This window comes from Salmonella sp. FC25216, from assembly GCF_057751355.1.
In genome coordinates this window covers 88,502-102,637 of sequence record NZ_JBDGON010000001.1, presented here as the reverse complement: position 1 = coordinate 102,637, position 14,136 = coordinate 88,502, and the positions used below count along the sequence as shown (strand labels likewise).

9 protein-coding genes are annotated in these 14,136 nt (G+C 54.7%); 7 read left to right on the top strand and 2 right to left on the bottom strand.

Annotated elements, in window-relative coordinates; genetic code table 11:
* The first annotated feature begins 78 nt into the window (after positions 1–78).
* The 4 genes from aceE (at position 79) to AC3G3F_RS00425 (ending at position 6,893) form a co-directional block, all read left to right on the top strand.
* A complete protein-coding gene (gene aceE, locus AC3G3F_RS00440; protein ID WP_488394278.1) occupies positions 79–2,742 on the top strand; it encodes a pyruvate dehydrogenase (acetyl-transferring), homodimeric type in 2,664 nt (887 codons plus the stop codon).
* Positions 2,743–2,756: 14 nt separating this feature from the next.
* Entirely contained in the window at positions 2,757–4,646 is a 1,890-nt protein-coding gene (aceF, locus tag AC3G3F_RS00435) for a pyruvate dehydrogenase complex dihydrolipoyllysine-residue acetyltransferase (protein WP_053508799.1), read from the top strand.
* Positions 4,647–4,847: 201 nt separating this feature from the next.
* A complete protein-coding gene (lpdA, locus tag AC3G3F_RS00430) occupies positions 4,848–6,272 on the top strand; it encodes a dihydrolipoyl dehydrogenase (RefSeq protein ID WP_023245737.1) in 1,425 nt (474 codons plus the stop codon).
* 336 nt (positions 6,273–6,608) lie between these two features.
* The gene (locus tag AC3G3F_RS00425; RefSeq protein ID WP_023245738.1) at positions 6,609–6,893 is read left to right on the top strand and encodes a hypothetical protein; all 285 of its coding nucleotides are present in this window, start codon (positions 6,609–6,611) and stop codon (positions 6,891–6,893) included.
* A 37-nt stretch (positions 6,894–6,930) separates the two neighbouring features.
* Here AC3G3F_RS00425 and AC3G3F_RS00420 read toward each other — a convergent pair whose 3' ends face one another.
* Positions 6,931–7,722 carry a DUF2950 family protein gene (locus tag AC3G3F_RS00420; RefSeq protein WP_488394277.1) on the bottom strand — a complete coding sequence of 264 codons (792 nt, stop codon included), beginning with the start codon at positions 7,720–7,722 and terminating at the stop codon, positions 6,931–6,933.
* Positions 7,723–7,734: 12 nt separating this feature from the next.
* Positions 7,735–9,297: a DUF3300 domain-containing protein gene (locus AC3G3F_RS00415; RefSeq protein WP_220572856.1), complete on the bottom strand. Its 1,563-nt coding sequence runs from the start codon at positions 9,295–9,297 to the stop codon at positions 7,735–7,737.
* 391 nt (positions 9,298–9,688) lie between these two features.
* On the opposite strand from AC3G3F_RS00415, the gene acnB reads away from it, so the two are divergent.
* The 3 genes from acnB (at position 9,689) to AC3G3F_RS00400 (ending at position 14,008) form a co-directional block, all read left to right on the top strand.
* Positions 9,689–12,286: a bifunctional aconitate hydratase 2/2-methylisocitrate dehydratase gene (gene acnB, locus AC3G3F_RS00410; protein WP_053508793.1), complete on the top strand. Its 2,598-nt coding sequence runs from the start codon at positions 9,689–9,691 to the stop codon at positions 12,284–12,286.
* 187 nt (positions 12,287–12,473) lie between these two features.
* Positions 12,474–12,836, top strand: a complete 363-nt coding sequence (yacL, locus tag AC3G3F_RS00405; RefSeq protein ID WP_023245742.1) for a protein YacL — start codon at positions 12,474–12,476, stop codon at positions 12,834–12,836.
* 74 nt (positions 12,837–12,910) lie between these two features.
* Positions 12,911–14,008 (top strand): LacI family DNA-binding transcriptional regulator, encoded by a 1,098-nt coding sequence (locus tag AC3G3F_RS00400; RefSeq protein WP_275043919.1) that lies wholly within the window; start codon positions 12,911–12,913, stop codon positions 14,006–14,008.
* Positions 14,009–14,136 lie beyond the last annotated feature (128 nt).

Here is a 14,136-nt window from a genome sequence, read left to right as displayed (position 1 = left end):
TTATTAAGCTTTCTGACGAAAGTTTAATGGGACAGGTTCCAGATAACTCAACGTATTAGATAGATAAGGAATACCCCCATGTCAGAACGTTTCCCAAATGACGTGGATCCGATCGAAACTCGCGACTGGCTACAGGCGATCGAATCGGTCATCCGTGAAGAAGGTGTTGAGCGCGCTCAGTACCTGATTGACCAACTGCTTTCTGAAGCTCGCAAAGGCGGCGTGAAAGTCGCGGCAGGCGCAGGGACCAGTAATTACATCAACACTATTGCCGTTGAAGACGAACCGGAATACCCGGGCAATCTGGAGCTGGAACGTCGCATTCGTTCTGCTATCCGCTGGAACGCCATCATGACCGTGCTGCGCGCGTCTAAAAAAGACCTTGAGTTGGGTGGCCACATGGCGTCCTTCCAGTCTTCCGCCACGATTTATGATGTCTGCTTCAACCATTTCTTCCGTGCGCGCAACGAACAGGATGGCGGCGATCTGGTGTACTTCCAGGGCCACATCTCTCCGGGCGTATACGCTCGCGCGTTCCTGGAAGGTCGTCTTACCCAGGAGCAGATGGACAACTTCCGTCAGGAAGTGCATGGCAATGGCCTCTCTTCCTATCCGCACCCGAAACTGATGCCAGAATTCTGGCAGTTCCCGACCGTTTCGATGGGGCTGGGCCCAATCGGCGCTATTTATCAGGCGAAGTTTCTGAAATATCTGGAACACCGCGGCCTGAAAGATACCTCTAAACAGACCGTTTACGCCTTCCTGGGCGATGGCGAGATGGACGAACCGGAATCCAAAGGCGCCATCACCATCGCCACCCGTGAAAAACTGGACAACCTGGTTTTTGTTATCAACTGTAACCTGCAGCGTCTTGACGGCCCGGTCACCGGTAACGGCAAAATCGTTAACGAACTGGAAGGCATCTTCGAAGGCGCTGGCTGGAACGTGATCAAGGTGATGTGGGGTGGTCGTTGGGATGAGCTGCTGCGTAAAGATACCAGCGGTAAGCTTATCCAGCTGATGAACGAAACCGTTGATGGCGACTACCAGACTTTCAAATCCAAAGACGGCGCTTACGTGCGTGAGCACTTCTTCGGTAAATACCCGGAAACCGCCGCGTTGGTGGCCGACTGGACTGACGAGCAGATTTGGGCGCTGAACCGTGGTGGTCACGATCCGAAGAAAGTCTACGCGGCACTGAAAAAAGCGCAGGACACCAAGGGCAAAGCAACGGTAATTCTGGCCCACACCATCAAAGGTTACGGCATGGGCGACTCTGCCGAAGGCAAAAACATTGCCCACCAGGTGAAGAAAATGAACATGGACGGCGTGCGTTACGTCCGCGATCGTTTCAACGTGCCGGTTGCTGATGCTGATATCGAAAAACTGCCGTACATTACCTTCCCGGAAGGTTCTGAAGAACACAAATACCTGCATGAACGCCGTCAGGCGCTGCACGGCTACCTGCCAAGCCGTCAGCCGAACTTCACCGAGAAGTTAGAGCTGCCTCAACTTTCAGATTTCGGCGCGCTGCTGGAAGAGCAGAACAAAGAGATTTCCACCACTATCGCGTTTGTGCGTGCCCTGAACGTGATGCTGAAGAACAAGTCGATCAAAGACCGCCTGGTACCGATCATCGCCGATGAAGCGCGTACTTTCGGTATGGAAGGTCTGTTCCGTCAGATTGGTATCTACAGCCCGAACGGCCAGCAGTATACTCCGCAGGACCGTGAGCAGGTCGCGTACTACAAAGAAGACGAGAAAGGCCAGATTCTGCAGGAAGGTATCAACGAGCTGGGTGCAGGCGCATCCTGGCTGGCTGCGGCGACCTCTTACAGCACCAATAATCTGCCGATGATTCCGTTCTACATCTACTACTCCATGTTCGGGTTCCAGCGTATTGGCGACCTGTGCTGGGCAGCAGGCGATCAGCAGGCTCGTGGCTTCCTGATCGGCGGGACTTCGGGTCGTACTACGCTTAACGGCGAAGGTCTACAGCACGAAGATGGTCACAGCCACATTCAGTCGCTGACTATCCCGAACTGTATCTCTTACGATCCATCTTACGCGTATGAAGTGGCGGTCATCATGCATGATGGTCTGGAGCGTATGTACGGTGAGAAACAAGAGAACGTTTACTACTACATCACCACGCTGAACGAAAACTACCACATGCCAGCGATGCCGGAAGGCGCCGAGGAAGGTATCCGTAAGGGTATCTACAAACTCGAAACTCTGGAAGGTAGCAAAGGTAAAGTTCAGCTTTTAGGCTCCGGTTCTATCCTGCGTCACGTGCGTGAAGCGGCACAGATTCTGGCGAAAGACTACGGTGTAGGATCTGACGTCTACAGCGTGACCTCTTTCACCGAGCTGGCGCGTGATGGTCAGGATTGTGAACGCTGGAACATGCTGCACCCGCTGGAAACCCCGCGCGTACCGTACATTGCTCAGGTAATGAACGACGCACCTGCGGTTGCTTCTACTGACTATATGAAACTGTTCGCTGAGCAGGTCCGTACTTACGTACCGGCTGACGACTATCGCGTACTGGGTACGGATGGCTTCGGTCGTTCCGACAGCCGTGAGAACCTGCGTCACCACTTCGAAGTTGATGCTTCTTATGTGGTTGTCGCAGCGCTGGGCGAACTGGCTAAACGTGGCGAAATCGACAAGAAAGTGGTAGCGGATGCGATTACCAAATTCAACATCGATGCAGATAAAGTTAACCCGCGTCTGGCGTAAGAGGTAAAAGAATAATGGCTATCGAAATCAAAGTACCGGACATCGGGACAGATGAAGTTGAAATCACCGAGATTCTGGTCAACGTTGGCGACAAAGTGGAAGCTGAACAGTCGCTGATCACCGTAGAAGGCGACAAAGCCTCTATGGAAGTCCCGTCTCCGCAGGCTGGCGTCGTGAAAGAGATCAAAGTCTCTGTCGGCGACAAAACCGAGACCGGCAAGCTGATTATGATTTTCGATTCCGCCGACGGTGCATCTGACGCTGCGCCTGCTCCGGCAGAAGAGAAGAAAGAAGCGGCTCCGGCAGCAGCACCTGCTGCGGCAGCGGCGAAAGAAGTACACGTACCGGACATCGGCGGCGACGAAGTTGAAGTTACCGAAGTGATGGTTAAAGTCGGCGACACCGTTGCGGCTGAGCAGTCTCTGATCACTGTAGAAGGCGACAAAGCCTCTATGGAAGTGCCGGCACCGTTCGCGGGCACCGTGAAAGAGATCAAAATCAGCACCGGCGACAAAGTGTCTACCGGCTCCCTGATTATGATCTTCGAAGTCGCTGGCGAAGCGGGCGCGGCTGCCCCGGCGAAAGCCGAAGCGGCGCCAGCAGCAGCGGCTCCGGCAGCCTCTGGCTCGAAAGAAGTTAACGTACCTGACATCGGCGGTGACGAAGTTGAAGTCACTGAAGTGATGGTGAAAGTGGGCGATAAAATTGCCGCTGAGCAATCACTGATCACTGTTGAAGGCGACAAAGCCTCTATGGAAGTTCCCGCGCCGTTCGCGGGCACCGTGAAAGAAATCAAAATCAGCACCGGCGACAAAGTCAAAACCGGTTCTCTGATTATGGTCTTCGAAGTAGAAGGCGCATCCCCTGCTGCGTCGCCGGCTAAGCAAGAAGCGGTTGCGCCGGCTCCGGCGGCGAAAGCTGAGAAGCCTGCTGCCCCTGCTGCCAAAGCGGAAAGTAAATCTGAGTTCGCTGAAAACGACGCTTACGTTCACGCTACCCCGCTGATTCGCCGTCTGGCGCGCGAGTTTGGTGTTAACCTGGCGAAAGTGAAAGGGACTGGCCGTAAAGGCCGTATCCTGCGCGAAGACGTTCAGGCTTACGTGAAAGAGGCTATCAAACGCGCCGAGTCTGCACCGGCAGCCGCTGCGGGCGGCGGTATCCCGGGTATGCTGCCGTGGCCGAAAGTGGACTTCAGCAAGTTTGGCGAAATCGAAGAAGTCGAATTGGGTCGTATCCAGAAAATCTCTGGCGCGAACCTGAGCCGTAACTGGGTGATGATCCCACACGTTACGCACTTCGACAAAACCGATATCACCGATCTGGAAGCGTTCCGTAAACAGCAGAACGCCGAGGCTGAGAAGCGCAAACTGGATGTGAAATACACGCCAGTGGTCTTCATCATGAAAGCGGTTGCCGCTGCGCTGGAGCAGATGCCGCGCTTTAACAGTTCGTTGTCTGAAGACGGCCAGCGCCTGACGCTGAAGAAATACATCAACATCGGCGTGGCGGTTGATACCCCGAATGGTCTGGTGGTTCCGGTCTTTAAAGACGTGAATAAGAAGAGTGTGACCGAATTGTCTCGCGAATTGACCACTATCTCCAAAAAAGCGCGTGACGGTAAGCTGACCGCTGGCGAAATGCAGGGTGGTTGCTTCACTATCTCCAGTATCGGCGGCCTGGGAACTACCCACTTCGCGCCGATTGTCAACGCGCCGGAAGTGGCTATCCTCGGCGTTTCTAAGTCGGCGATGGAACCAGTGTGGAATGGGAAAGAGTTTGTGCCGCGTCTGATGATGCCTATCTCTCTTTCCTTCGACCACCGTGTGATCGACGGTGCTGATGGTGCGCGTTTCATTACCATTATCAACAATATGTTGTCTGACATTCGCCGTTTGGTGATGTAAGCAAAAAAGCCGGCCCGACGGCCGGCTTTTTTCTGATAATCTCATGTGGTTTGTGAGGTTATTAGCGAAAGCGATAATTCGTGATCCGTTTGTTGTTTCAAAATTGTTAACAATTTTGTAAGATACGGGCGGATAGAACGACCCGGTGGATGATGGGCGATCAAGTACCCCGGACCGCCGGATACAAATAAAGAGGTCATGATGAGTACTGAAATCAAAACTCAGGTCGTGGTACTTGGGGCGGGCCCGGCAGGCTATTCTGCCGCTTTCCGTTGCGCTGATTTAGGTCTGGAAACCGTAATCGTAGAACGCTACAACACCCTTGGCGGTGTTTGTCTGAACGTCGGCTGTATCCCTTCTAAAGCTCTGCTGCACGTGGCAAAAGTTATCGAAGAAGCGAAAGCGTTGGCTGAGCACGGTATCGTCTTCGGCGAGCCGAAAACTGATATTGACAAAATTCGTACCTGGAAAGAGAAAGTGATCACCCAGCTGACCGGTGGTCTGGCTGGTATGGCGAAAGGCCGTAAAGTAAAAGTGGTCAACGGTCTGGGTAAATTCACCGGGGCTAACACCCTGGAAGTGGAAGGTGAAAACGGCAAGACCGTGATCAACTTCGACAACGCGATCATCGCGGCGGGTTCTCGTCCGATCCAATTACCGTTTATTCCGCATGAAGACCCGCGCGTATGGGATTCAACCGACGCTCTGGAACTGAAAGAAGTGCCGAAGCGTATGCTGGTGATGGGCGGCGGTATCATTGGTCTGGAAATGGGTACCGTATACCACTCGCTGGGTTCAGAGATTGACGTGGTTGAAATGTTCGACCAGGTTATCCCGGCGGCTGATAAAGACATCGTTAAAGTCTTCACCAAGCGCATCGGCAAGAAATTTAACCTGATGCTGGAAACCAAAGTGACCGCCGTTGAAGCGAAAGAAGACGGTATTTACGTTTCGATGGAAGGCAAAAAAGCCCCCGCTGAAGCGCAGCGTTATGATGCGGTTCTGGTGGCGATTGGTCGTGTGCCGAACGGTAAAAACCTCGATGCGGGCAAAGCTGGCGTGGAAGTTGACGACCGTGGCTTTATCCGCGTTGACAAACAGTTGCGCACTAACGTGCCGCACATCTTCGCTATCGGCGATATCGTCGGTCAGCCGATGCTGGCGCATAAAGGCGTTCACGAAGGCCACGTTGCCGCTGAAGTTATCGCCGGTAAAAAACACTACTTCGATCCGAAAGTTATCCCGTCCATCGCCTACACGGAGCCAGAAGTGGCATGGGTTGGACTGACTGAGAAAGAAGCGAAAGAGAAAGGCATCAGCTACGAAACCGCCACCTTCCCGTGGGCAGCTTCTGGCCGTGCTATCGCATCCGATTGCGCAGACGGTATGACCAAACTGATTTTCGACAAAGAATCTCACCGCGTGATCGGCGGGGCGATTGTCGGCACCAATGGTGGCGAGCTGCTGGGTGAAATCGGACTGGCGATCGAAATGGGCTGTGATGCGGAAGACATCGCGCTGACCATTCATGCGCACCCGACTCTGCATGAGTCTGTGGGCCTGGCGGCGGAAATCTTCGAAGGTAGCATTACTGACCTGCCGAACCCGAAAGCGAAGAAGAAATAATCTTCTGAGGGTGGCAATACCGGGTGGTTGTAGGCCGGATAAGACGTCAGTCGTCATCCGGCAAGGCACCGTCCGACCAGAAAAGCGGCTTTGTAGCCGCTTTTTTTACGCGTGGCAAATCAGATGTGTCAAATGATGGCGAAGGATAACGAAACCACAAAATTTATCTTTTCCGCAGAAGTGCGCTTTTCATACCTCATACCGTCAGCAGGGTGTTTGTCGTCTACTCTCAACCAACTAATTGTTTCATAAGAAATATCTCTCCTTACTTTGTCATTACCTCCGAAATTGATAACTTGCTAAAATAATAGCGAGAAAATTATTAGGATTTAACATATGAAACTTTTTCTGACGACAGCAGCGCTAACCGCGACGTTGATTTCCGGCATGGCATTCGCCAGCGATCCCGTTATTCCCTGGGCGACTAACAGCGGTGGTACGGAAAGTACGCATATTGCGGCAATGGGCGAGGATTTGAATGCGCAGCATCAACAGATCACCCACACGCGTGAAGGCGTATGGGCGACTAATTCCGGCAGCATCCAGGCTGATGAAGCCGCTCTGACCAGCAACAAGCCGCCGGTACAAGGCCACCCGGAATTAATGCCGCATCAGGGGTAATGATCATGGCCTGGCGATAACGCCAGGCGCTTACGGGTTATTCGGCGGCCTGCCACTGCGCGTCTGGCGCAAAACGCGTGATAGCCTTAACTTTACTCTCAGTGTCCTTGCCTAAATCCGCCTGATAAATATGATCGTCCTGGTTGACCATAAAACTCATCACCCCGGTTTCGCCGTAATGCATTGGCCAGGCCAGAAGCGCCGTACCGTGACCGTCGTTATCGCTGATAATGCGGAAATGGTAGCCGTGATAACCCTCGTCTGGAGCTGCGGGGCTAAAGTTTGGGCCTAACGGACTGGGGACTTCGCCTGCTTTGGTTGGCCAGTACAGGCCATCTTTTTGGCCTTCGCTACTGATTATCTTGTGTGCCCAGCGATGGTTTTGCAGGTAATAGTCCTGTTGCGCATCAACGTAAGCATGCATGGCCTGTAAGGTAGAAAGTTCATTTCGCCCAATAGTACGGGTGAGAATCTCATTCCCCGCTGCCGCCATATCAAAGCGCCAGCCGCCAGCCTCTTTCACCATAGGCACCGGGAGCTGCCAGTCTTCTCGTCCGACATTCAGGTGCGCCGTATTGTCTTTTTGTACAATGCGATGGCCTTCGCGCCAGTCACGATTGAAGCGGGCCACGGCCTCTGGATCGGCGCCTTCCGGCGGCAGAAATTGCCGCCATTCATCGCCCAGTAGCGCGGTAAGCTGTGTTTCGTTTTTTCCGGCTACCGCCGCGGCGAAGGCGCTGGCGGCTGCTTCCGGGGAGGAGAACCGTTCCTGCGCGTAGCCCAGCAAGGGGAGTGACAGTAACAGAGCGCTTAACATAACCTTTTTCATTATCTGCTCCGGTTAACGGCGATGAAATTCGTGGTGTTCAGAAAAATGTTCCCGCGCGGCGGCGCGTTGCTCGGTGTTTAAATGACCACCCAGGCGGCTTTCCTGGCCGCGTAACTGTTGTGATTGCCATGACGGCGAGCGACTGTCGTTCCCGCTAAACACATTGGCGTGCATATTCTGGTGAAACGCCTGACGCTGTTGCGGCGTAGAGGATGCGATCCGTTGATGCGCCGCGTTACGCTGTTGTAGCGATAAGGGATGCTGCTGCGCTGGCTGCCGCTGCGCGCTGTCATGCTGATTGTCATAACCGCGATAATTATTACGCCGGGCTATTTGATTTAACTGTTGAGAGGCCGCCTTACGCTGGGCATCGCGGGCGTTTGCCGCTGGCAAAGAAGCGTTCGCCGTATGGCTGCTCTGTTGGAATTGCGCCATGGCCGTCTGGCGCTGGCTATCGCGAGACACCGGCGCTTGCTGCGTCGCGCTTAGCCCGCCGCTAACGTTGGTGGGATGGAATCGTTGTGCAACGGTATTATTCGGATAGGGGACGCCATTGCGCCAGGTGGAATTATGCTGCCAGCCCATCGTTTGGCCCGGCAGGTTTTGCCCGGATATCCGGTTGAAATTATTAACATTAATATTGATATTATCGCCATTGTGTTGATAACCGTTACCACCATGATGGTAATCGTCATGATGATGGTCGTCGTCATGGTGGTGATGATCGTCATCATCCCAGTCTATGCTGCTGAACAAGGCATAGGTGGTGGCGACGCCCAGACTATAACCAAAACCTTTAACAAAACTATCGGCAAACTGCTGTCCCGGAGGGGGCGGTAAATACACCGGCGGATAAGCGGTATTGGGCCAGGCGCCATACACCGTCGCGGGATTATAGTTCGGCACGTACACCACCTGCGGATTCGCGGGTTCAATTTTGATGACGGTCGAAGATGCCGCTGGCGTACTGGCGGATGTGGTGGTTGTCGTCGTGACGGCGGAAGAGGCGCTGGACTTCGGCACGCTGGTGACGATTTGCTGCGGCGTCGATTTTAGCGAACCGGTTTGTTGAGCCAGCAGACGTAGCCTTTGTACCGCATCCATCACATCCTGCGGTTGGGCTAAGAACGCATCGCCCAGGTTTTGCACCCATTGCGGATTCTCGCCCATAAGCGCCATCAACTGGGGAAAGGCGACCAGTGATTTGACGCTGGGGTCCCACGGTTGGCTGGCCACCGCCTGAATAGCGGCGTCGCCCTGCAGCGTGGGGTTATCTCGCGACCACTGGACGGCCTGAACCACGTTTGCCGGGTAGGTGGCGGCCATGAGCACCTGCGAAAGCAGGGAATCGGGATAAAGCGCGACAGGCGCGACCCATTGATCGATTTGCGCAGTGGTAAAGGTCGTTTCCGCGACAGGCGCGGGGACGGATGCCTGCGTTTGTTCAGGGGCGGGAGCCGTCGCCTGCGCGGGCGCTTCGGGGGCGCGGCTTTTAACATACAGTACGCCCGAAGCGGCAAATAACCCGGCACTGCACACAAGGGCGATGAGATGGGGTTTAAAGGGCAACGTCATTTTGTCTCTCCCGATTCCAGGGAATCGCTATGGTCATTATGCCTGCTGCCGACGGGGTGCAGTTTTGCGTGAGTATAAAGGGACGATAGTTTAATTTTTAACTAATGTTGGGATCGGTAACGTTACGTGATGATCAAAGCACGAAATGAGGTAAGCATTTACGGTAGCAGCTCCCGCCTCAGCAGAGCGTTAGACCATCCTTAACGATTCAGCCACTTTTTTATGTTGCTTTTTTGTAAACAGATTAACACCCTACTAAAATCCTGCTATTCTGCCCGTTGCGGTACCCGGGCATTTACCCTACTAACTGCTGTCTCACAGGAGCGTGAAGAGAATCGCCCATACACAAAGCGTATGCCGCACTATGACAATGAGAGCGAGGAGAACCGTCGTGCTAGAAGAATACCGTAAGCACGTAGCTGAACGTGCCGCCGAGGGGATTGTGCCCAAACCTTTAGATGCAACCCAAATGGCCGCGCTTGTCGAGCTGCTGAAAAACCCGCCCGCGGGCGAAGAAGAGTTCCTGTTAGACCTGTTAACCCACCGTGTTCCCCCTGGCGTCGATGAAGCCGCCTATGTTAAAGCCGGCTTCCTTGCCGCCGTCGCGAAAGGCGAAACTACGTCTCCGTTAATCGCCCCTGAGAAAGCTATCGAACTGCTCGGCACCATGCAGGGTGGTTACAACATTCACCCGCTGATTGATGCGCTGGACGACGCTAAACTGGCGCCAGGCGCGGCGAAAGCGCTGTCTCACACCCTGCTGATGTTCGATAACTTCTACGATGTTGAAGAAAAAGCCAAAGCGGGCAACGACTATGCGAAGCAGGTGATGCAATCCTGGGCCGACGCCGAATGGTTCCTGAGCCGTCCGCCGCTGGCGGAAAAAATCACCGTTACCGTCTTCAAAGTGACCGGTGAAACTAACACCGACGATCTCTCTCCGGCGCCGGATGCGTGGTCGCGCCCGGATATCCCGTTACATGCTCAGGCGATGTTGAAAAACGCCCGCGAAGGCATTGAGCCGGATCAGCCTGGCGTTGTTGGTCCCATCAAACAGATTGAAGCATTAGCGAAAAAAGGCTTCCCGCTGGCTTATGTTGGCGATGTGGTGGGTACCGGTTCTTCTCGTAAATCTGCCACTAACTCCGTGCTGTGGTTTATGGGCGACGATATTCCGTTTGTGCCGAACAAACGCGGCGGCGGTCTTTGCCTCGGCGGCAAAATCGCGCCAATCTTCTTTAATACCATGGAAGATGCCGGCGCGCTGCCTGTTGAAGTGGATGTCTCCAGACTGAACATGGGCGATGTGATTGACGTTTACCCGTATAAAGGCGAAGTGCGTAACCACGAAACCGGCGAGCTACTGGCGAATTTCGAACTGAAAACCGACGTGCTGATTGATGAGGTACGTGCCGGTGGCCGTATCCCGTTGATCATCGGTCGCGGCCTGACCACCAAAGCGCGTGAAGCGCTGGGGCTACCGCACAGCGAGGTATTCCGTCAGGCGAAAGACGTGGCGGAAAGCAGCCGCGGCTTCTCGTTGGCGCAGAAAATGGTCGGTCGCGCCTGCGGCGTCGCCGGGGTTCGTCCGGGCGCGTACTGCGAGCCGAAAATGACCTCTGTCGGTTCTCAGGATACTACCGGCCCGATGACCCGCGATGAGCTGAAAGACCTGGCCTGTCTGGGATTCTCCGCCGATCTGGTCATGCAGTCGTTCTGTCACACCGCAGCCTATCCTAAGCCGGTTGACGTCACCACGCACCATACCTTGCCGGATTTCATTATGAACCGCGGCGGCGTGTCGCTGCGTCCGGGCGACGGCGTGATCCACTCCTGGCTGAACCGTATGCTGCTGCCGGATACCGTAGGTACCGGCGGCGACTCCCATACCCGCTTCCCGATCGGCATCTCCTTCCCGGCGGGCTCAGGCCTGGTGGCGTTTGCCGCGGCGACTGGCGTTATGCCGCTGGATATGCCGGAATCGGTACTGGTACGCTTTAAAGGTAAAATGCAGCCGGGTATTACCCTGCGCGATCTGGTCCACGCCATTCCGCTGTACGCCATCAAACAGGGACTGCTGACCGTTGAGAAGAAAGGCAAGAAAAACATCTTCTCTGGCCGCATCCTGGAAATCGAGGGTCTGCCGGATCTGAAAGTGGAGCAGGCGTTTGAGCTGACCGATGCGTCCGCCGAGCGTTCCGCAGCAGGTTGTACCATCAAGCTGAACAAAGAGCCTATCATCGAATACCTGACCTCCAACATCGTCCTGCTGAAATGGATGATCGCGGAAGGCTACGGCGATCGTCGTACGTTGGAACGTCGTATTCAGGGGATGGAAAAATGGCTGGCGGACCCGCAACTGCTGGAAGCCGATGCCGATGCGGAATATGCGGCGGTGATCGACATCGATCTGGCGGATATCAAAGAACCAATCCTGTGCGCGCCGAACGATCCGGACGACGCGCGTCTGCTGTCTGACGTGCAGGGTGAGAAGATCGACGAAGTCTTCATTGGTTCCTGCATGACCAATATCGGCCACTTCCGTGCGGCTGGTAAGCTGCTGGATAACCATAAAGGCCAGTTGCCGACCCGCCTGTGGGTAGCGCCGCCAACCCGTATGGACGCCGCGCAGCTCACGGAAGAGGGCTACTACAGCGTCTTCGGTAAGAGCGGTGCGCGTATCGAAATTCCGGGATGTTCGCTGTGCATGGGCAACCAGGCGCGCGTGGCGGACGGGGCGACGGTGGTCTCTACCTCAACCCGTAACTTCCCGAACCGTTTAGGGACGGGCGCGAACGTCTTCCTGGCCTCTGCGGAGCTGGCGGCGGTGGCGGCGCTGATCGGTAAGCTACCGACGCCGGAAGAGTACCAGACCTTCGTGGCGCAGGTAGATAAAACCGCTGTGGATACCTACCGTTATCTGAACTTCGACCAGCTTTCCCAGTATACCGAGAAAGCCGACGGCGTGATTTTCCAGACCGCGGTGTAATTTGCCCGATGGCGTCAGGCTTACCAGGCCTACGACTCTTATTACCCGGTGGCGGCTACGCTTACCGGGCCTACAAAACCCATCGCAACTGCGGTGGGTTTTTATTTTCATTCCGCCTGCTGCTCCCGCTTTTTTTCTTCTCCGGTGCTGCGATAATGACTGTAAGGGCTTTGCAGAGGAACACATTATGGATTACGAATTTCTGCGCGATGTGACCGGACGGGTTTTGGTACGTATGTCAATGGGGCACGAAGTGGTCGGCCACTGGTTTAATGAAGAGGTAAAAGAGAACCTGGCCCTACTGGATGAAGTAGAGCAAGCCGCGCGTACGGTCAAAGGTAGCGAACGTTCCTGGCAACGAGCAGGGCATGAATACACGATCTGGATGGACGGCGAAGAGGTGATGATTCGCGCCAATCAGTTGGATTTTTCCGGCGATGAGATGGAAGAGGGGATGAGTTATTACGATGAAGAGAGTTTATCCCTGTGCGGCGTAGAGGATTTTCTGCGGGTCGTCGCCGCGTATCGCAATTTTATGCAGCAGAAATAAGCGTTGACCACGACAGGTGGGGGCTTTTCCTCGTGGAGGAAAAGCCCTGAAGGGTGTGGCATGATAGCGCCAGGATAAATGAACTCAGGGTATTGAATGTGAAGCCAGTCACGCTCTACGACGTTGCAAATCATGCCGGTGTTTCCTATCAGACGGTTTCTCGTGTGGTGAATCAGGCCAGCCACGTTTCGGCGAAAACACGCGCGAAAGTGGAAGCCGCGATGGCGGAACTCAATTACATCCCCAACCATGCGGCGCAGCAGTTGGCGGGGAAACACGTTCCGCTCATCGGCGTGGCGACCACTAATCTGGCGCTGCACGCGCCGTCGCAGATTGTCGCCGCCATTAAATCTCGCGCCGACCAGTCGGGAGCCAGCGTGGTGATTGCGATGGTGGAGCGCAATGGCGTAGAAGCGTGTAAAATCGCAGTTCACAATCTACTGGCGCGGCGTGTTACCGGGATTATTATTAACTTTCCTCTGGAAGAAGACGCGGCGCTGGAGGTGGTCTCCGCAGCGGGTAACGTACCGGTACTTTTTCTGGACGTTTCTGAACAGACCCCAGTCAACAGTATTGTTTTTTCCCACGATGAGGGGGCGAAGCTGGGCGTTGAGCATCTGGTGGCGCATGGGCATCAGCGCATCGCGTTGCTGGCTGGTCCGGCGTCATCCGTCTCCGCACGCCTGCGGCTTGCGGACTGGCGTAAGCACCTTCAACATCGCCAGATTACCCCCGTTGCTGTACTTGAGGGCGACTGGAGCGCGATGTCCGGTTTCCAGCAAACGCAACAGATGCTGAACAGCGGGGTTATCCCAACGGCGATGTTGGTCGCTAATGACCAGATGGCGTTAGGAGTCATGCGCGCCATTACCGAATCCGGCCTGCGCGTGGCGACAGATATCTCCCTTATTGGCTATGACGATACGGAAGACAGTTCCTGCTATATTCCGCCATTGACGACAATCAGACAAGATTTCGCTCAACTGGGGCGGGGGAGTGTCGATCGTATTTTACAGATTGCCGCAGGCGGCTCGGTTTCGCAGAGTCAACTGTTGCCCGTCACGTTGATTGAACGCAAAACCGTATGCGCGCCGCAAACCGATCGCGCCTCGCCTCAAGCGTTGGCGGAAGCGTTAATGCAGTTGGCGCGGCAGGTTTCACGCTTGTCGTAAAGTGTGCTCTGTATTTGCTGGCTTATCGTGCTAATAACGAATTAGTTTGAGCCAGCTCACCAAACGTTAACCTCATCCTTTACCTAAATTGTTATTTCGCAGTATACCTTCAAAAGAAATGTGAGCGA

Coding starts and splice junctions, on each gene's coding strand:
- aceE (WP_488394278.1), top strand. CDS start 79: ATGTCAGAACGTTTCCCAAATGACGTGGATCCGATCGAAACTCGCGAC.
- aceF (WP_053508799.1), top strand. CDS start 2,757: ATGGCTATCGAAATCAAAGTACCGGACATCGGGACAGATGAAGTTGAA.
- lpdA (WP_023245737.1), top strand. CDS start 4,848: ATGAGTACTGAAATCAAAACTCAGGTCGTGGTACTTGGGGCGGGCCCG.
- AC3G3F_RS00425 (WP_023245738.1), top strand. CDS start 6,609: ATGAAACTTTTTCTGACGACAGCAGCGCTAACCGCGACGTTGATTTCC.
- AC3G3F_RS00420 (WP_488394277.1), bottom strand. CDS start 7,722: ATGAAAAAGGTTATGTTAAGCGCTCTGTTACTGTCACTCCCCTTGCTG.
- AC3G3F_RS00415 (WP_220572856.1), bottom strand. CDS start 9,297: ATGACGTTGCCCTTTAAACCCCATCTCATCGCCCTTGTGTGCAGTGCC.
- yacL (WP_023245742.1), top strand. CDS start 12,474: ATGGATTACGAATTTCTGCGCGATGTGACCGGACGGGTTTTGGTACGT.